Source organism: Pseudomonas sp. dw_612, from assembly GCF_018449725.1.
In the GTDB taxonomy this organism is placed as follows: Bacteria; Pseudomonadota; Gammaproteobacteria; order Pseudomonadales; family Pseudomonadaceae; genus Aquipseudomonas.
In genome coordinates this window covers 47,170-64,423 of record NZ_JAAVVC010000023.1, presented here as the reverse complement: position 1 = coordinate 64,423, position 17,254 = coordinate 47,170, and the positions used below count along the sequence as shown (strand labels likewise).

20 protein-coding genes are annotated in these 17,254 nt (G+C 60.6%); 2 read left to right on the top strand and 18 right to left on the bottom strand.

From position 1 onward, the window contains the following. The 5 genes from ccmE to ccmA form a co-directional block, all read right to left on the bottom strand. Positions 1 to 456 (bottom strand): cytochrome c maturation protein CcmE, encoded by a 456-nt coding sequence (gene ccmE, locus HB680_RS27125; RefSeq protein WP_054615744.1) that lies wholly within the window; start codon positions 454 to 456, stop codon positions 1 to 3. Further along, the gene (gene ccmD, locus HB680_RS27120) at positions 453 to 629 is read right to left on the bottom strand and encodes a heme exporter protein CcmD (RefSeq protein WP_010456915.1); all 177 of its coding nucleotides are present in this window, start codon (positions 627 to 629) and stop codon (positions 453 to 455) included. The genes ccmE and ccmD overlap by 4 nt, the downstream gene beginning before the upstream one ends. After that, the gene (locus HB680_RS27115; RefSeq protein WP_133839105.1) at positions 626 to 1,381 is read right to left on the bottom strand and encodes a heme ABC transporter permease; all 756 of its coding nucleotides are present in this window, start codon (positions 1,379 to 1,381) and stop codon (positions 626 to 628) included. Before HB680_RS27115 ends, ccmD begins: the two co-directional genes overlap by 4 nt. A 72-nt stretch (positions 1,382 to 1,453) precedes the next feature. After that, positions 1,454 to 2,122, bottom strand: coding sequence for a heme exporter protein CcmB (ccmB, locus tag HB680_RS27110; protein ID WP_007980754.1), 669 nt, complete (start codon positions 2,120 to 2,122; stop codon positions 1,454 to 1,456). Further along, entirely contained in the window at positions 2,119 to 2,754 is a 636-nt protein-coding gene (ccmA, locus tag HB680_RS27105) for a cytochrome c biogenesis heme-transporting ATPase CcmA (protein WP_213941466.1), read from the bottom strand. The genes ccmB and ccmA overlap by 4 nt, the downstream gene beginning before the upstream one ends. A gap of 210 nt (positions 2,755 to 2,964) precedes the next feature. Between ccmA and HB680_RS27100 the strand changes: the two genes are divergently transcribed. Together HB680_RS27100 and HB680_RS27095 are read left to right on the top strand one after the other, a co-directional pair. After that, positions 2,965 to 4,530 carry a flagellar hook-length control protein FliK gene (locus HB680_RS27100; RefSeq protein ID WP_213941465.1) on the top strand — a complete coding sequence of 522 codons (1,566 nt, stop codon included), beginning with the start codon at positions 2,965 to 2,967 and terminating at the stop codon, positions 4,528 to 4,530. Further along, positions 4,527 to 4,856 carry an EscU/YscU/HrcU family type III secretion system export apparatus switch protein gene (locus HB680_RS27095; protein ID WP_213941464.1) on the top strand — a complete coding sequence of 110 codons (330 nt, stop codon included), beginning with the start codon at positions 4,527 to 4,529 and terminating at the stop codon, positions 4,854 to 4,856. Before HB680_RS27100 ends, HB680_RS27095 begins: the two co-directional genes overlap by 4 nt. A gap of 116 nt (positions 4,857 to 4,972) precedes the next feature. On the opposite strand, the gene HB680_RS27090 is transcribed toward HB680_RS27095, so the two are convergent. From HB680_RS27090 to flhF, 13 genes are all read right to left on the bottom strand, one after another. Next, the gene (locus tag HB680_RS27090) at positions 4,973 to 5,365 is read right to left on the bottom strand and encodes a DUF2802 domain-containing protein (RefSeq protein ID WP_213941463.1); all 393 of its coding nucleotides are present in this window, start codon (positions 5,363 to 5,365) and stop codon (positions 4,973 to 4,975) included. After that, positions 5,366 to 5,851 (bottom strand): chemotaxis protein CheW, encoded by a 486-nt coding sequence (locus HB680_RS27085; protein WP_008155806.1) that lies wholly within the window; start codon positions 5,849 to 5,851, stop codon positions 5,366 to 5,368. 88 nt (positions 5,852 to 5,939) lie between these two features. Beyond that, positions 5,940 to 6,827 (bottom strand): CheW domain-containing protein, encoded by an 888-nt coding sequence (locus tag HB680_RS27080; protein ID WP_213941462.1) that lies wholly within the window; start codon positions 6,825 to 6,827, stop codon positions 5,940 to 5,942. Between the two features lie 103 nt (positions 6,828 to 6,930). Continuing rightward, positions 6,931 to 7,719 (bottom strand): ParA family protein, encoded by a 789-nt coding sequence (locus HB680_RS27075; RefSeq protein ID WP_213941461.1) that lies wholly within the window; start codon positions 7,717 to 7,719, stop codon positions 6,931 to 6,933. 43 nt (positions 7,720 to 7,762) lie between these two features. After that, positions 7,763 to 8,653: a flagellar motor protein MotD gene (motD, locus tag HB680_RS27070; RefSeq protein ID WP_213941460.1), complete on the bottom strand. Its 891-nt coding sequence runs from the start codon at positions 8,651 to 8,653 to the stop codon at positions 7,763 to 7,765. Between the two features lie 15 nt (positions 8,654 to 8,668). Next, positions 8,669 to 9,409, bottom strand: coding sequence for a flagellar motor protein (locus HB680_RS27065; RefSeq protein ID WP_131061601.1), 741 nt, complete (start codon positions 9,407 to 9,409; stop codon positions 8,669 to 8,671). Then, the gene (locus HB680_RS27060; RefSeq protein WP_213941459.1) at positions 9,409 to 10,536 is read right to left on the bottom strand and encodes a chemotaxis response regulator protein-glutamate methylesterase; all 1,128 of its coding nucleotides are present in this window, start codon (positions 10,534 to 10,536) and stop codon (positions 9,409 to 9,411) included. Before HB680_RS27060 ends, HB680_RS27065 begins: the two co-directional genes overlap by 1 nt. 49 nt (positions 10,537 to 10,585) lie before the next feature. Then, positions 10,586 to 12,829, bottom strand: a complete 2,244-nt coding sequence (locus HB680_RS27055; RefSeq protein ID WP_213941458.1) for a chemotaxis protein CheA — start codon at positions 12,827 to 12,829, stop codon at positions 10,586 to 10,588. Positions 12,830 to 12,882: 53 nt separating this feature from the next. Continuing rightward, entirely contained in the window at positions 12,883 to 13,671 is a 789-nt protein-coding gene (locus HB680_RS27050) for a protein phosphatase CheZ (protein ID WP_213941457.1), read from the bottom strand. A 22-nt stretch (positions 13,672 to 13,693) separates the two neighbouring features. Continuing rightward, the gene (locus HB680_RS27045) at positions 13,694 to 14,065 is read right to left on the bottom strand and encodes a chemotaxis response regulator CheY (protein ID WP_003183998.1); all 372 of its coding nucleotides are present in this window, start codon (positions 14,063 to 14,065) and stop codon (positions 13,694 to 13,696) included. 168 nt (positions 14,066 to 14,233) lie between these two features. Next, positions 14,234 to 14,974: an RNA polymerase sigma factor FliA gene (gene fliA / locus HB680_RS27040; protein ID WP_213941456.1), complete on the bottom strand. Its 741-nt coding sequence runs from the start codon at positions 14,972 to 14,974 to the stop codon at positions 14,234 to 14,236. Next, positions 14,971 to 15,801 (bottom strand): flagellar synthesis regulator FleN, encoded by an 831-nt coding sequence (gene fleN / locus HB680_RS27035; RefSeq protein WP_003222917.1) that lies wholly within the window; start codon positions 15,799 to 15,801, stop codon positions 14,971 to 14,973. Before fleN ends, fliA begins: the two co-directional genes overlap by 4 nt. Before the next feature lie 116 nt (positions 15,802 to 15,917). Continuing rightward, positions 15,918 to 17,252, bottom strand: coding sequence for a flagellar biosynthesis protein FlhF (flhF, locus tag HB680_RS27030; protein WP_213941455.1), 1,335 nt, complete (start codon positions 17,250 to 17,252; stop codon positions 15,918 to 15,920). Positions 17,253 to 17,254: the final 2 nt, after the last annotated feature.

The following is a 17,254-nucleotide window of genomic DNA, read 5'->3' as shown; positions in this document are numbered from 1 at the left end:
TCAACCCTCCTTGGCTTGAGTAGGCGCCGACTGACCGCTGTCTTTCAGGGCCTTGGTCACTTCCGGCGGCATGTATTTCTCGTCGTGCTTGGCCAGCACTTCGTCGGCCACCACCACGCCGTCGGCGTTGAGTTTGCCCAGGGCGACAATGCCCTGCCCTTCGCGGAACAGGTCCGGGAGGATGCCGCGATAGCTGATGGTCACGGATTTATTGAAGTCAGTGACGATGAATTTCACGTCCAGGGAATCACCGGAACGTTGCAGCGAGCCCTTCTCGACCATGCCGCCGGCGCGAATGCGCGTATCTTGCGGGGCTTCGCCGTTGGCGATCTGGGTCGGGGTGTAAAACAGATTGATGTTCTGCTGCAGAGCGCTCAGGGCCAGGCCGACGGCGGCGCCGACCCCGACCAGGATCGCGAGAATGATGATAAGACGCTTTTTGCGCAGCGGATTCACTTGCCGTTCTCCCGGCGCAAACGACGCGCCTCTTGTTGCAGATACCGCTTGCGGGCCAGGATCGGCGCCGCCACGTTGAGGATCAGCACCGCCAGGCAGATGCCGTAGGCTGACCAGACATACAGGGCATGATGGCCCATGGCGAGGAAGTCGCCGAATGAAGCAAAACTCATCGAGCGGCCTCCAGACTGTTCTGCACTTCGGCTTTCACCCAGCTCGCCCGGGCTTCGCGCTTGAGCACTTCCAGGCGCATGCGCAGCAACAGCACCGCGCCGAAGAAACAGTAGAACCCCAGCACCGTCAGCAGCAGTGGCAGCCACATCTCGGCGGGCATCGCCGGTTTTTCGGTGAGGGTGAAGGTCGCGCCCTGGTGCAGGGTGTTCCACCACTCCACCGAGTACTTGATGATCGGGATGTTGATCACGCCGACAATCGCCAGCACCGCGCAGGCCTTGGCCGCGCTGTCACGATTGCTGATGGCGTTGCCCAGCGCAATGAGACCGAAGTACAGAAACAGCAAAATAAGCATGGACGTAAGTCGCGCATCCCAGACCCACCACGAGCCCCAGGTCGGTTTGCCCCAGATGGCGCCGGTAACCAGCGCCACGGCGGTCATCCAGGCACCGATCGGGGCCGCGCATTGCAGGGCGACGTCGGCCAGTTTCATCTTCCACACCAGCCCGACCACGCCGCACACCGCCAGCATCACGTAGCAGGACTGGGCCAGCATCGCGGCCGGAACGTGGATGTAGATGATGCGAAAGCTGTTGCCTTGCTGGTAGTCCGGTGGCGCGAAAGCCAAGCCCCAGACCACGCCGACACTAATCAGCAGCAACGCCGCGACGCTCAGCCACGGCAGCAGTTTGCCACTGATGCCATAAAACCATTTGGGTGAGCCGAGCTTGTGAAACCACGTCCAGTTCATACTGTTTCCATCACGGTTGCCCTTCGCTGTGAAGGGCTGGGTCTTTACTGGTTAAATTTTAACCAGACCTCATTATTCGCCGACGCTGATCTTCAGGCCAGCAGCTATTGCAAAAGGTGTCAGGGTTATCGCCAGGGCGGTCAGGCTACCAAGCCACAAGAGATAACCGGTCGCCGGCATCCCCTGCAAGGCTGCCTGCAAGGCGCCACTGCCGAGAATCAACACCGGGATGTACAACGGCAGAATCAGCAGCGCCAGTAACAGGCCACCACGCTTCAATCCCACCGTCAGCGCTGCGCCCACCGCACCGAGCAGGCTCAGCACCGGTGTACCCAGCAATAAAGAAAGCAGCAACACCGGCAGACAAGCGGCAGGCAAACCGAGCATCAACGCCAGCAATGGAGCGAGCAAAACCAGTGCCAGGCCGGAGAAGGCCCAGTGTGCCAGTACCTTGGCCAAAACCAGAAGAGCCAGGGGGTGCGGCGAAAGGACCCACTGTTCCAGCGATCCGTCTTCGAAATCACTGCGGAAGAGCCCGTCCAGCGAGAGCAAGACCGATAAAAGCGCCGCCACCCAGACCAGTCCCGGAGACAAGGTTTGCAACAATTGAGACTCGGGTCCGACCGCCAAAGGGAACAGCGACACCACGATGGCGAAGAATACCAGCGGATTGGCCAACTCCGCCGGACGGCGAAACAGCAAGCGCGCTTCACGGGCGACCAACAGGCCGAACACACTCATACGGCCCAGTTCCCCAGATCAATGTCGCGATAGCCGGCCGGCATGCGGCTCAGCGTGTGGTGAGTGGTCAGAATCACCATACCGCCGCGCTCGCAGTGGCCAGCCAGGTGTTCTTCGAGTTGCGCCACGCCCTGTTTGTCGAGCGCGGTGAAGGGTTCGTCGAGGATCCACAACGGCGGGCTGTCGAGGTAAAGCCGCGCCAGGGCCACGCGGCGTTGCTGACCGGCGGACAAGGTGTGGCAGGGAACATCCTCGAAACCGCGCAGTCCGACAGCCGCCAGCGCTTGCCAGATCGCTTCGTGGGTCGCCGGTTGGTGCAAGGCGCAGAGCCAGCTAAGGTTTTCTTCCGGGGTCAGCAAATCCTTGATCCCGGCGGCGTGGCCGATCCACAACAGGTTGCGCGCCAGTTCGCTGCGTTGCTCGTTCAGCGGTTGGCCATTGAGCAACACCTGACCGGCCGTCGGTTGCATCAGCCCGGACAACAGGCGCAGCAAACTGGTCTTGCCGCTGCCGTTGGGGCCGCTGATCTGCACCATTTCGCCACTGGACAGTCTCAATTCGAGATTTTCGAAGAGCAGCCGAAGGTCTCGCTCACAGGCGAGGTCGACGGTTTGCAGGAGTGGACTGTTCAAGAGATCACGAGCCTTTTCGTTTCAAATCGGCGGTTCAAGTCGGCAGTGGCGCGGCCGCTAAAGAGATGCAGCATAGATGCATTGGCGGCCGGTTTTAGAGAGCTGCGTCAAAACAATTGCAATGTTTTTACCGCTCGCTGAAAGACGGGCGGCATTATACATGCCATGCCTTACTCTAAAGAGCGCATTTTCCGAAGGTTGTGACCGCGTATGACAGGCGAAATGAACATCCTCCCAGTCCCCCAGACCACGCCGACGGCCACGCGCCCGCTGGTGGTCAGTGGCGACCTGCTCAAGCTGCTGACGCCGATGGAAGGCCTGATCACGGCCGGTCAAACGGCCAAGGCTGAGGTGCTGTCACTGAAGCAGGCGGATCAGACCTTTCAACTGTTGCTCAAAGTCACGGTCGATGGCGGCCGCCAGACCACGGTGCAGGCCACCAGCACGCAACCGTTGCCCACCGGCACCAGCCTGGCGATCACCCAGCCGTCCGCCAGCAACCTCGCGATCACCGTGCAACAGGCGATCGCCTCCACCGTCGCCACCCTCACCCGCATCGACACCGCACAACTGCCGGTCGGCACCCTGCTGCAAGGCAAAGTGCTGACTTCCCAGGTATTGCCGCAGACGCCGGGGCAGCCCACGGTATTTCGTTCGCTGGTGAGTTTGCTGAATACCGCCCTGAGCGGCAGCACCCTGACCATCGACAGCCCGCAACCGCTGCGCATCGGCACTTTGCTCAGTGCATTGGTGCAGGACACGCAGACCTTGAAGTTCCTGCCGCTGAGCAATCGCCAGGACCAATTGGCGGTGTCGCAGCAACTGACCACTCAGCAGAGTCGCCAGGGTTCGCTGGACGGCCTGCTCAGCGCCTTGCAGAACCTGCCACAGTCCGACGAAACCTCCGCCGACCTGCAAGCCGCCGTGAACAAATTGCTCGCCGGCCTGCCGGACGTACAGCAATTGAGCACGCCAAAAGGCCTGGCCTTGGCGTTGGCCAACAGCGGTCTGTTCCTCGAAACCAAATTGCTGACCGGTCAGACCCCGGCGCTGGCCCCGGACATGAAAGCCGACCTGCTCAAACTGATCGCGCAGTTGACCCCGCCCAATACCAACCTCGGCGCGATCATCGCCGCCAACACCCTGGCCCAGGCGATGCCGAGCTTCGTGCGCAGTGCGTTGGGCATGCTCGGCCAGGTCAGCGCCAAACCGTCACCCACCAGTTTTCCGCTGCCTGATCGGCTGTTGCAGAGTCAGGACGGCGAAGGTGACCTGGAACACTTGCTGCGTCTGGCCGCTGCGGCGGTTTCGCGCCTGCAAAGCCATCAACTGTCTAGCCTGGAACAAACCGGCGTCACCGACGATGGCCGCTTGATGAGCACTTGGCAGCTGGAAATCCCGATGCGCAACATGCAAGACATCGTGCCGTTGCAGGTCAAGTTCCAGCGCGAAGAGGCGCCGGAAAAAGAACAGCAAAACGAACGCCGTGACGAGCGCGAACCGAAACAGCAACTGTGGCGGGTCGAGCTGGCGTTCGACATGGAACCCCTGGGCCCGTTGCAGGTTCAGGCGCAGTTGATCCAGGGCAGCCTGTCCAGCCAGTTGTGGGCCGAACGGCCATACACCGCGAGCCTGATCGAAAGCAATCTGGCGGCATTGCGCGAACGCTTGCTGGCGTCGGGCCTGAACGTCGGCGATCTGGATTGCCACCTCGGCACACCTCCCCAAGGCGCGAAAACCCGCCTCGAACAACGCTGGGTCGACGAAACCGCATGAGAAACCCCAACACCCCACGCCAGGCCATCGCCCTCAAATACGACGGCAGCCACGCCCCGACCCTCACCGCCAAGGGCGACGAAGAACTGGCCGAAGCCATTCTCAAAATCGCTCGCGAATGCGAAGTGCCGATCTACGAGAATCCCGAGCTGGTGCGGCTGCTGGCGAAGATGGAGTTGGGGGACAGTATTCCGGAAGAGTTGTACCGCACAATTGCGGAGATTATTGCGTTTGCGTGGAATTTGAAGGGCAAGTTTCCCGAGGGACAGGACCCGAATGCGCCGCAGGTGGAGAAGGATGTTACTGATCGCGGGGATGATTATTGATGTGTGTTGAATGCAAAAGATCGCAGCCTCGTTTCACTCGACAGCTCCTACAGGGTGTATGCCATCCCAATGTAGGAGCTGTCGAGTGAAACGAGGCTGCGATCTTTTGATCTTTCTCAGTTCTTGTGCAACTTACGCATCAACTCCGCCTCAGCCTGGGTCAACCCGCAGGACTGAGTCAGTTCATCCACGGTGGCGCCCATGCCGACCAGTCGCGCCGCTTGGGCAAACGACAGGCTCGACGGGTCGCGCTGTTCCAGCTGCGCCAGTTTGTCCGGCAACGGCGAAACCACCGCGCGCAGTTCGTGCAGGTCTTCGCCCATGCGCACGTTGCCGTTCTGGTAGTTGTCGACGCGCTTGGCCAGGTCTTTGATGCGCTGATCGCGCAGCGCATCGCCCTCGGCCTGTTGCGCCGCAATCATGCGCTGACTGCGAACGTACGCCAGGAACATGGCCAGCGTGCCTGCCCAAAACAGGAACAGGACAATGACTGCAACCTCAAGAATCAATCAGATGTTCTCCAGATCCGACCATTCTTCTTCGCTCATCATCTTGTCCAGCTCGACCAGGATGAGGAGTTCATTGTTCTTGTTGCACACGCCCTGAATGAACTTGGCGGATTCTTCGTTACCGACGTTCGGCGCGGTCTCGATTTCCGACTGGCGCAGGTAAACCACTTCGGCGACGCTGTCGACCATGATCCCGACGACTTGTTTGTCGGCTTCGATGATGACGATACGGGTGTTGTCGCTGATCTCGGCGTTCATCAGGCCGAAGCGCTGACGGGTGTCGATCACGGTGACCACGTTACCGCGCAGGTTGATGATGCCCAGCACATAGCTCGGGGCACCCGGGACCGGGGCGATTTCGGTATAACGCAGGACTTCCTGAACGCGCATCACGTTGATGCCGTAGGTTTCGTTGTCCAGTTTGAAGGTCACCCATTGCAGGATCGGATCTTCAGAACCTTTTGCATTCGTCGCTTGATTACTCATACCCTGACCCCTCGAAAAACCGCTTCTGGCGGTGTGTGTTCTGTTGGCGGCGTTCAACAACGCCGTCGCATACTTGTTATGTCGGCCGCTATGTCGGTTTGTGTAGCGGCTTGCCGCCGCTCATGTGCTTTGCCCCACCGCTGGCGATCAATTCGGCCAGTGCGGAAACGTCCAGCAACGCACACATGTGCTCAATCACCGTGCCGGCGAGCCATGGCCGCTGACCTCGATGAGTTCTCCATTTGATTTCGTTCGGGTCCAGGCGCAACGAGCGGCTGACCTGATGCACCGCCAGCCCCCACTCATAGCCCTGCACCGAAATAACGTATTGCAGGCCCTGGCGGAAGTCATCGCGATAGCGATCCGGCATGACCCAACGTGCGGTATCCAGCACTTTCAGGTTGCCGGCCTGGCTCGGCAGGATCCCGAGGAACCATTCCGGCTGACCGAACAACGGCGTCAGCTCGTGGCCGGTCAGGGAATAAATCGACCCCAGGCACACCAGCGGTACGGCCAGGGTCAGCCCGGCGACGTCGAACAACAGGCATTCGAACGGCTCGGCGGCCCAGGCCGGACGACCATCGGTTTCCACCGGTGGCGGCGTGTTGCTCGGCGGCAGGTGGACTTCGACCACCGGCGGCACCAAGGCTTGCAACAGGGGCGCGATGGTCGAGACCGGCGCCAGGATCGGTGCCGGGGCTTCGATCACGGCGACAGGTGCTTTCGCAACGACCAGCGCAGCCACTGGCGCGGCGACGGCGGCCGGTGGACGGGCATCACGGGCCTGTTCTTCGAGCACCGCCAACTGGAATTCGTCCAGCGCGGCTTCCACCTCGACCGTTTCAACGACCTCGATAACCTGCGCCACCGCTTCGACTTCCAGCGGCAACTCTTCGGTCGCCTCCATCAACAGGTTGTCCAGATAAGACTGGAGCGCCAGTTGCGGACGCGAGGTGACCTTCACCGGGCGGCTCATGCGCGCCCCCGCGCAGGCTGCGATCTTTTGGCCATTTCAAGGACGCCACAAAGCAGGATCAAAAGATCGCAGCCTGCGGCAGCTCCTACGGGGATCGGGTTCATCAGGCCACCGCCGGGACAGTTTGTGCGGCCAGCAGGTGCTTGAGCAGCGCGCGGTAAGCCAGAACGCCACGGCTCTTGCCGTCGAATTGCGAAGGCGTCACACCGGCCCGGCTCGCGTCACGCAAACGGGTATCCACCGGGATATAGCCTTGCCAGATTTCTTCCGGGTACTTGTCACGCAACACCCGCAAGGTCCCGAGGGACGCCTGGGTGCGGCGGTCAAACAGGGTCGGCACAATGCTGAACGGCAACGCCTGTTTACGCGAACGGTTGATCATCGCCAGGGTGTTGACCATGCGTTCCAGGCCTTTGACGGCCAGGTGTTCGGTCTGCACCGGGATCACCAACTGCTGGCTGGCGGCCAGGGCGTTGACCATCAGCACGCCAAGCAACGGAGGGCTGTCGATCACTGCGTAATCGAAGTCTTGCCACAACTGCGCCAGACTCTTGGCGATCACCAGGCCCAGGCCACTCTGACCGGGCGACTGACGCTCAAGGGTCGCCAGTGCCGTGCTCGACGGCAACAGGGAAATATTTTCGTGACTGGTGGGCATCAACAGCTGACCGGGCAAGCCCTGGGGCACGGTGCCCTTGTGCAGGAACAGGTCGTAGCCGCTGTGTTCCAGACTGTCGGGGTCGTAGCCGAAATAACTGGTCATAGAGCCATGCGGGTCAAGGTCCACCATGACCACGCGCTTGCCCGCCTCGGCCAGCAACCCGGCTAAAGCGATAGAGGAAGTGGTTTTACCAACACCACCCTTTTGATTGGCAACTGCCCAGACTCTCATTCGGATTGTTCCTCCCGGTCGATCAACTCGACCGAGAAATAGCTCAATGTGTTAATGCGGGTGACGGAGAATTGACGGCGCTCTCTCGTCCCGGCGACTTGACCGGGGTCGGTGCAGTTTGTGTGCCAGCACGCTTCAACGCGGCATCCGGTTTCGCATTGGCGGTGCCGGTGCCGGTCAGGCTGCGGCGTACATCGAGATTTCGCGACACCACCAACACCACCCGACGGTTACGCGCTCGTCCTTCGGCGGTGGCGTTGTTGGCCACGGGCTGGAATTCACCGTAGCCCACCGATGCCAGGCGACCCGGGTTCACACCCTGCATCGCCAGCATGCGCACGATGCTCGCCGAACGGGCCGAGGACAGTTCCCAGTTGGTCGGGTACTGCGAGGTGCGGATCGGTTGATCGTCGGTAAAGCCTTCAACGTGGATCGGGTTGTCGAACGGCTTCAGGATCGCCGCGACCTTGTCGATGATGCTGAACGCCACGTCGCTGGGCATGGCATCGCCGCTGCCGAACAACAGGCTGGAGTTGAGTTCGATCTCGACCCACAACTCGTTGCCGCGCACGGTCATCTGGTTGGACTTGATCAAGTCGCCGAACGCGGCGCTGATGTCATCGGCGATGCTTTTCAAAGGATCGCTGGCGCCCGAAATACCGGCGTCGACCTGCTCGCTGTCCTTGACCAACGGCTTGGCCGGGGTCACGGTCAGCGGGCGTTCTTCACCGATAGGGATCGGCTTGAGGGCGCGATCCGAGTCGGTGAACACCCCGATCAATGCTTCCGAGATGACCTTGTACTTGCCTTCGTTGATCGAAGAGATCGAATACATGACCACGAAGAACGCAAACAACAGGGTAATGAAGTCGGCGTAGGAAACCAGCCACCGCTCATGGTTTACGTGTTCTTCAGGTTGGCGACGACGTGCCATAGTCCATTACTCCCATCAATCCATGAAGCCCTGAAGCTTCAACTCAATAGAGCGAGGGTTTTCACCTTCGGCGATCGACAGAATCCCTTCCAACAACATTTCGCGATAACGTGACTGGCGCAATGCAACGGACTTGAGCTTCGCCGCGATCGGCAGCAACACCAGGTTGGCACTGGCCACGCCGTAGATGGTGGCGACGAACGCCACGGCAATGCCGCTGCCCAGTTGCGTCGGATCGGCGAGGTTGCCCATGACGTGGATCAGGCCCATCACGGCGCCGATGATGCCGATGGTCGGCGCGTAGCCGCCCATGCTTTCAAAGACTTTGGCGGCTTCAATGTCGCGGCTTTCCTGGGTGTAGAAATCCACTTCCAGGATGCTGCGAATCGCTTCCGGCTCGGCACCGTCCACCAGCAATTGCAGGCCTTTGCGCGAGTAGCTGTCAGGTTCGGCATCGGCCACCCCTTCCAGACCGAGCAGACCTTCCTTGCGAGCGGTGAGGCTCCAGTTCACCACGCGATCAATGCCACCGGCCAGATCCACGCGAGGCGGGAACAGGATCCAGCCAATAATCTGCATCGCGCGCTTGAAAGCGCTCATCGGCGATTGCAACAGCGCCGCACCGATGGTCCCACCCAGCACGATCAACGCCGCCGGGCCGTTAGCCAATGCGCCGAGGTGACCACCTTCAAGGTAGTTGCCGCCAATGATGGCGACGAACGCCATGATGATCCCGATAAGGCTGAGTACATCCATCAGATACAAGCCTCGACCAAGTGCCTGCCAATATCATCCAAACTGTAAATTGCATCCGCGAGATCCGCTTTGACGATCGCCATCGGCATGCCATAGATCACGCAACTGGCCTCATCCTGGGCCCAGATTGCACTACCACCCTGCTTGAGCAGACGGGCGCCTTCACGACCGTCGGCGCCCATGCCGGTCAATACGACCGCCAGAACTTTGTCACCGTACGATTTGGCCGCCGAACCGAACGTGATGTCCACGCACGGCTTGTAGTTCAAACGCTCGTCGCCCGGCAGGATTTTCACCGCGCCACGGCCATCGATCATCATTTGCTTGCCACCCGGCGCCAGCAGCGCTAGGCCAGGACGCAGGATGTCGCCATCCTCGGCTTCCTTGACGCTGATGCGGCACAGCTTGTCCAGGCGTTCGGCGAAGGCCTTGGTGAAGGCCGCCGGCATGTGCTGGATCAACACGATCGGTGCCGGGAAGTTGGCCGGCAACTGGGTCAACACCCGTTGCAGGGCCACCGGGCCGCCGGTGGACGTGCCGATGGCCACGAGTTTGTAAGCTTTGCGTTTCGGCGCGGGCGACGACGGGCCAGTAGACGCTGGCGCACGGGTCGGCAATGGCGCCGGGGCCGGACGCGCAGGCGCGCTGCTGCCGTAGCTGCTGGCGCTCGAAGGCGTCGGTGCAGGCGCGGCCACCGGGGCCGGGGCGCTGTAGGTATTGGCGCGACGGTTACTGCGCGAAATGCTCAGGATCTTTTCGCACAGCAGTTGCTTGACCTTCTCCGGGTTGCGGGAGATGTCTTCGAAATTCTTCGGCAGGAAGTCCACCGCACCGGCGTCCAGCGCATCCAGGGTGACCCGGGCGCCTTCGTGCGTCAGCGAGGAGAACATCAAGACCGGGGTCGGGCAGCGCTGCATGATGTGCCGCACCGCCGTGATGCCATCCATCATCGGCATCTCGTAGTCCATGGTGATCACGTCTGGCTTGAGGGCCAGCGCCTGATCAATCGCCTCTTTTCCGTTGGTTGCCGTACCGACAACCTGGATATTCGGATCCGCTGAAAGAATTTCCGAGACGCGGCGGCGGAAAAACCCCGAATCGTCCACCACCAGGACTTTGACTACCATAAACACTCCGTTAGACGCAGCGGGGCGTTGTCGCCCCGCTGCGGCAGAATCAAATACGCCGTGCGGCGTAACGCTTGAGCATGCTCGGGACATCGAGAATCAAAGCGATGCGGCCGTCACCGGTGATGGTGGCGCCGGACATGCCCGGGGTTCCCTGGAGCATTTTGCCCAATGGCTTGATGACCACTTCTTCCTGGCCCACCAGTTGATCGACGACAAAGCCGATCCGCTGGGTGCCTACCGAAAGGATCACCACATGGCCCTCGCGCTGCTCTTCGTGAGCGGCGGAGCTGACCAGCCAGCGTTTGAGGTAGAACAAGGGCAGCGCCTTGTCCCGCACGATCACCACTTCCTGGCCGTCCACCACGTTGGTGCGCGACAGGTCGAGGTGGAAGATCTCGTTGACGTTCACCAGCGGGAACGCAAACGCCTGGTTGCCGAGCATGACCATCAGCGTCGGCATGATCGCCAGGGTCAACGGCACCTTGATGACGATCTTCGAACCCTGGCCCTTGGTCGAGTAGATGTTGATCGAACCGTTGAGCTGGGAAATCTTGGTTTTCACCACGTCCATGCCCACGCCACGCCCCGACACGTCGGAGATCTCGGTTTTGGTCGAGAAGCCCGGCGCGAAAATCAGGTTGTAGCACTCGGTGTCGCTCAAGCGATCGGCCGCGTCCTTGTCCATCACACCGCGTTTTACCGCGATGGAACGCAGGACGTTCGGGTCCATGCCTTTGCCGTCATCGGAAATCGACAGCAGGATGTGGTCGCCTTCCTGTTCAGCCGCAAGGATCACCTTGCCACCGCGGGACTTGCCCGACGCTTCGCGTTCTTCCGGCGACTCGATGCCGTGGTCGACCGCGTTGCGCACCAAGTGGACCAGCGGGTCGGCCAGGGCCTCGACGAGGTTCTTGTCGAGGTCGGTTTCTTCGCCGACCAGTTCCAGGTTGATCTCTTTCTTGAGCTGGCGAGCCAGGTCGCGAACCAGGCGCGGGAAGCGCCCGAAGACTTTCTTGATCGGTTGCATCCGGGTCTTCATGACCGCGGTTTGCAGGTCGGCCGTGACCACGTCGAGGTTCGACACAGCCTTGGACATGGCCTCATCGCCGCTGTTGAGGCCCAGACGGACCAAGCGGTTACGCACCAGTACCAGTTCGCCCACCATGTTCATGATTTCGTCGAGACGCGCGGTATCAACCCGCACGGTGGTCTCGGCTTCACTGGCCGGTTTTTCCGCTGGCGGCGCAGATGGCGCGGCGCGAGCCGGTGCCGGTGCAGCAGCGGCCGCCGGTTTCGGCGCTTGCGCTTTAGGCTCGGGCGCTTTGGCTGCCGGTTTCGGTGCAGCCGCCGGTGCCTTGGCGGCAGGCGCGGCGACCACGGTGCCGGTGCCGACTTCGGTGAACTGGCCTTTGCCGTGCAACTCGTCGAGCAGCGATTCGAACTCGTGATCGGAGATCAGATCGCCGCCGGCCGCTTTGGCGGTTGGCGCCGCCGGGACCGGTGCCGAAGCAATGGCCGTCTCCAGCGCATCCACGGCAAAGTTGCCTTTGCCGTGCAGTTGATCGAGCAGTGCTTCGAATTCGTCGTCGGTGATGTCCGAGCTGTCGCCGGCCGCTTTCGGGGCCGCCGGTGCCGCAGGCGCTGCCACCGCATCGACCGCGAACTGGCCTTTGCCGTGCAGCTGATCGAGCAACGACTCGAACTCGGCGTCGGTGATTTCGTCGCTGGCCGCGGCATTGCTGCTCGGCGCTGGCGCAGCCGCCGGGGCCTCTGCCTGAGCCTTGACGGCGTTCAGCGAGTCCAGCAGTTGTTCGAATTCGTTATCGGTAATGTCGCCCGACTCGCTTTCAGCGGCCGGTTCTTCCACCGCTTCAGCAACCGGGGTTGCTTCGTCGGCGGTTTGCGGCTCGGCCAGACGGGCCAGTGCCGCAAGCAATTCTGGAGTGGCAGCCGTGATCGGGCTGCGTTCGCGGACTTCGGTGAACATGCCGTTCACCGCATCCAGCGCTTCGAGAACCACGTCCATCAGTTCCGAGTCGACGCGTCGTTCACCCTTGCGCAGGATGTCGAACACGTTCTCGGCGATGTGACAGCACTCTACCAGTTCATTGAGCTGGAGGAAGCCGGCGCCCCCTTTTACAGTGTGAAAACCGCGAAAAATTGCATTGAGCAAGTCCGCATCATCTGGTCGGCTTTCCAGCTCGACCAGCTGTTCGGACAGTTGCTCTAGAATCTCGCCGGCCTCAACCAGGAAATCCTGAAGGATCTCTTCATCGGCGCCGAAGCTCATTAAGGGGGTGCTCCTGAGGTCTAAAAACCTAAAAAACCTAAAATGCTAAAAATCTAAAATCCTAGGCTGGATAACAAATCGTCCACATCGTCCTGACCGGACACAACGTCTTCTCTTTTATCGGCATGAATCTGCGGACCTTCACCCTGAGAGAGATGTTTTTGCGGATCTTTTTCAGCCAGCATCGCTTCACGGTCATGTTCGATACCCGCAAAGCGGTCTACCTGACTGGCCATGAGCACGAGCTTGAGCAGGTTGCTTTCAACTTCGGTGACCAACTGGGTCACGCGCTTGATCACTTGACCGGTGAGGTCCTGGTAATCCTGGGCCAGCAGAATGTCGTTGAGGTTGCTCGACACAATGCGATTGTCTTCGCTGCTGCGTGTCAGAAAACCGTCGACACGCCGGGCCAGCTCACGAAACTCCTCCGCCCCGACTTCGCGACGCATAAAGCGTCCCCAGTCGGTGCTCAACGCCTGGGCTTCCTGGCTCAGGCCATTGACCAGCGGCGTAGCGTTTTCCACCAAGTCCATGGTGCGGTTGGCAGCGGCCTCGGTCAGCTTGACCACATACCCCAGACGCTCGGTGGCGTCCGTGATCTGCGAAACTTCCTCGGCTTGCGGCATGTGCGGGTCAATCTGGAAATTGACGATCGCGCTATGCAGCTCGCGAGTAAGCTTGCCCACTTCCTGGTACAGGCCGCGGTCACGGGTCTGGTTGAGCTCATGGATCAGTTGCACAGCGTCGCCGAACCTGCCTTTTTCAAGGCTTTCGACCAGTTCGACCGCGTGTTTTTTCAGGGTCGATTCGAAATCGCCCTGTGAAGATTCTTTATGCTCCATAGCTCCCCCGTGGCGCAGTTGCTCAACCGATGCGTTCGAAAATCTTTTCGATTTTTTCTTTCAACGCCTGGGCCGTGAAGGGTTTGACCACATAGCCGTTAACACCGGCCTGGGCCGCTTCGATGATCTGTTCGCGCTTGGCTTCAGCGGTCACCATCAGCACTGGCAGGTGCTTGAGTTTTTCATCGGCGCGCACATGGCGCAGCAGGTCGATACCGGTCATGCCAGGCATGTTCCAGTCTGTTACCAGAAAGTCGATGCTGCCGCTGTTGAGGACCGGAATGGCAGTGGTGCCATCGTCAGCCTCGACCGTGTTGGTGAACCCAAGGTCACGCAACAGGTTTTTAATGATCCGCCGCATCGTTGAGAAGTCATCAACGATGAGGATTTTCATGTTCTTGTCCAATTCGACCTCCAAGCAGTCTTAAACGCGCCCAGCACCTGGACGCGCCATTTCAATCAATCCGGCAAAGCACTCAAATGACTGTCTGGAGCACAACAGATCGAGACCGCTGCAGTTCAACACCACACCAGCCTCGTTCGCAGTGTCCCCACACTGCCTTCAGCGCGCTCGCCACTCCCCCAAACGCCCCCGCAAGCGGGCCGCGCACTGGCTGTGTAACTGGCTGACACGGGATTCGCTGACCCCCAGGACCTCACCGATTTCCTTGAGGTTCAGCTCTTCGTCGTAGTACAGCGCCAACACCAGTCGCTCACGCTCCGGCAAATTGGCAATCGCGTCCGCCAATGCGCTCTGGAAACGTTCATCTTCCAGATCGCGTGACGGCTCCAGATGAGCACTGGCGCCATCCTCGTGCAGCCCTTCGTGTTCGCCGTCCTGCAACAGGTCGTCGAAACTGAACAGGCGGCTGCCCAAGGTATCGTTCAAAATCCCGTAATAATCGTCGAGACTCAATTGGAGTTCGGCCGCAATCTCGTGATCTTTAGCATCACGGCCGGTTTTAGCTTCAATCGAGCGAATTGCGTCGCTGACCATGCGGGTATTGCGGTGAACCGAGCGAGGTGCCCAGTCCCCCTTGCGTACTTCATCGAGCATCGCGCCACGGATTCGAATGCCCGCGTACGTTTCGAAACTCGCGCCTTTGCTGGCGTCATATTTGGTCGACACTTCAAGCAGGCCAATCATCCCGGCCTGGATCAGGTCTTCCACCTGGACACTGGCCGGCAAACGCGCCAGCAAGTGGTAAGCAATGCGTTTGACCAGTGGCGCGTAACGCTCGATCAGCTCGTATTGCGCATCACGTGCCGACTTCTTGTAGAGGTTGTAGCCACTGGCTGTCATAGGACGGGTCCTGCGGTCTGTTGCACGAGACGCTCAACGAAGAATTCCAGGTGCCCGCGCGGGTTGGCCGGCAGCGGCCAGGTGTCGACCTTCTGTGCAATCGCCTTGAACGCCAGGGCGCACTTGGAGCGCGGGAAGGCTTCGTAGACGGCGCGCTGCTTCTGCACGGCCTTGCGCACGCTTTCGTCGTAAGGCACCGCGCCGACGTATTGTAGGGCGACGTCGAGGAAGCGGTCCGTGACCTTGGTCAACTTGGCGAACAGGTTGCGACCTTCTTGCGGGCTCTGGGCCATGTTGGCCAGGACACGGAAGCGGTTCATGCCGTAATCGCGGTTTAGCAATTTGATCAGGGCGTAGGCGTCGGTAATCGACGTCGGTTCGTCGCAGACCACCAGCAACACTTCCTGGGCGGCGCGGACAAAACTGACTACCGAGTCACCAATACCGGCAGCGGTGTCGATCACCAAGACGTCGAGGTTGTCGCCGATATCGCTGAAGGCCTGGATCAAACCGGCATGCTGGGCCGGGCTCAGATGAACCATGCTCTGGGTGCCGGACGCGGCCGGCACGATGCGGATACCGCCCGGGCCCTGCAACAGAACGTCGCGCAGCTCGCAGCGGCCTTCGATCACGTCGGCCAGGGTACGTTTGGGAGTCAGTCCCAGCAGAACGTCGACGTTCGCCAGCCCCAGATCGGCGTCCAGCAGCATGACGCGCCGGCCAAGCTCTGCTAGAGCCAGGGACAAGTTCACTGACACGTTAGTCTTCCCGACGCCACCTTTGCCGCCGGTCACCGCGATCACCTGTACGGGATGCATGCTGCCCATGTTATTTCTTTACCTTGTCTTGCATAGACGGAGGCCACATTACTGGCTGCGCGTTCATTAACTGAACAATGCATGGCAGACCATCGATGTAGGTACAAAAACTGTTCATTAGTACCTCAGCCAACCTGCTTGGTCGGGCTGTGGTAAATATCAGCGAACATGTCAGCCATGGCTTCTTCGCTGGGTTCTTCCTGCATTTGCACGCTGACGGCGCGACTGACCAACTGGTGACGTCGCGGCAGATGCAAATCATCTGGAATCCGCGGGCCATCGGTGAGGTAAGCCACCGGCAATTCATGACTGATGGCCAGGCTCAACACCTCACCCAGACTCGCCGTTTCATCCAGTTTAGTCAGGATGCAGCCGGCCAGCCCACACCGCTTGTAGCTGTGATAAGCAGCGGTTAAAACCTGTTTCTGGCTGGTGGTTGCCAAGACCAGATAATTTTTCGATTTGATCCCGCGACCGGCCAGGCTTTCGAGCTGCATGCGCAGGGCCGGATCGCTGGCTTGCAGGCCGGCGGTATCAATCAGGATCACGCGTTTGCGCAGCAATGGATCCAGCGCTTGCACCAGGGATTGGCCCGGATCAACGTGGGTCACCGACACATTCAGAATGCGGCCCAACGTCTTCAATTGTTCCTGAGCGCCAATGCGGTAGCTGTCCATGCTCACCAGCGCGATGCTTTGCGCGCCGTACTTGAGCACGTAGCGGGCCGCGAGCTTGGCCAGGGTGGTGGTTTTGCCCATGCCGGCAGGGCCGACCATGGCAATCACGCCGCCCTCTTCCAGTGGCTCGACTTCCGGTGTGGCGATCATCCGCGCCAGGTGCGCCAGCAACATGCGCCAGGCCTGACGAGGTTCTTCAATATCGGTAATCAGCGCCAGCAGGTCGCGAGACAACGGGCCGGACAAGCCGATGCGTTGCAGACGACGCCACAGGTTGGCCTGGGCCGGACGGCTGCCTTGCAGCTGATTCCAGGCCAGGGAGCCGAGTTGCACTTCCATCAGTTCACGCAGGCTGTTCAGCTCGAAACGCATCGAGTCGAAGGCCCGTGGGTCGACACCGCCGGCGGCTGGCGCAGGGGCCGGCGCGGCACGACGAGGTTCGGCGTAAGTCGGTTCGATCAGCGGTTCGGCGGCGGTCAACGGCAGGCCGGCGAACAACTGGCGATTGGTGGTCTTGTCACCAGCGGTCTCGCCGTCGCCGCGCAGGCTCAGCTCGGCCTGGGCGGTGACGATGCGCGACTGAGTCTTGCGCAGCTCATCCTCGAGTTCCATGTTCGGAACGCGCGGGGCCAGCGCCGACAATTTGTAATCCAGGGCAGCCGTCAGCTCCACGCCACCGGCAATCCGGCGGTTGCCGATAATGGCCGCGTCGGCGCCCAGCTCATCACGAACCAGTTTCATGGCCTGACGCATATCGGCGGCGAAAAAACGCTTAACTTGCATAA

Coding starts and splice junctions, on each gene's coding strand:
- ccmB (WP_007980754.1), bottom strand. CDS start 2,122: ATGAGTGTGTTCGGCCTGTTGGTCGCCCGTGAAGCGCGCTTGCTGTTT.
- HB680_RS27095 (WP_213941464.1), top strand. CDS start 4,527: ATGAGAAACCCCAACACCCCACGCCAGGCCATCGCCCTCAAATACGAC.
- motD (WP_213941460.1), bottom strand. CDS start 8,653: ATGGCACGTCGTCGCCAACCTGAAGAACACGTAAACCATGAGCGGTGG.
- HB680_RS27060 (WP_213941459.1), bottom strand. CDS start 10,536: ATGGTAGTCAAAGTCCTGGTGGTGGACGATTCGGGGTTTTTCCGCCGC.
- HB680_RS27100 (WP_213941465.1), top strand. CDS start 2,965: ATGACAGGCGAAATGAACATCCTCCCAGTCCCCCAGACCACGCCGACG.
- HB680_RS27085 (WP_008155806.1), bottom strand. CDS start 5,851: ATGAGTAATCAAGCGACGAATGCAAAAGGTTCTGAAGATCCGATCCTG.
- HB680_RS27075 (WP_213941461.1), bottom strand. CDS start 7,719: ATGAGAGTCTGGGCAGTTGCCAATCAAAAGGGTGGTGTTGGTAAAACC.
- flhF (WP_213941455.1), bottom strand. CDS start 17,252: ATGCAAGTTAAGCGTTTTTTCGCCGCCGATATGCGTCAGGCCATGAAA.
- fliA (WP_213941456.1), bottom strand. CDS start 14,974: ATGACAGCCAGTGGCTACAACCTCTACAAGAAGTCGGCACGTGATGCG.
- ccmD (WP_010456915.1), bottom strand. CDS start 629: ATGAGTTTTGCTTCATTCGGCGACTTCCTCGCCATGGGCCATCATGCC.
- HB680_RS27050 (WP_213941457.1), bottom strand. CDS start 13,671: ATGGAGCATAAAGAATCTTCACAGGGCGATTTCGAATCGACCCTGAAA.
- HB680_RS27115 (WP_133839105.1), bottom strand. CDS start 1,381: ATGAACTGGACGTGGTTTCACAAGCTCGGCTCACCCAAATGGTTTTAT.
- HB680_RS27055 (WP_213941458.1), bottom strand. CDS start 12,829: ATGAGCTTCGGCGCCGATGAAGAGATCCTTCAGGATTTCCTGGTTGAG.
- HB680_RS27080 (WP_213941462.1), bottom strand. CDS start 6,827: ATGAGCCGCCCGGTGAAGGTCACCTCGCGTCCGCAACTGGCGCTCCAG.
- HB680_RS27065 (WP_131061601.1), bottom strand. CDS start 9,409: ATGGATGTACTCAGCCTTATCGGGATCATCATGGCGTTCGTCGCCATC.
- fleN (WP_003222917.1), bottom strand. CDS start 15,801: ATGGGCAGCATGCATCCCGTACAGGTGATCGCGGTGACCGGCGGCAAA.
- HB680_RS27045 (WP_003183998.1), bottom strand. CDS start 14,065: ATGAAAATCCTCATCGTTGATGACTTCTCAACGATGCGGCGGATCATT.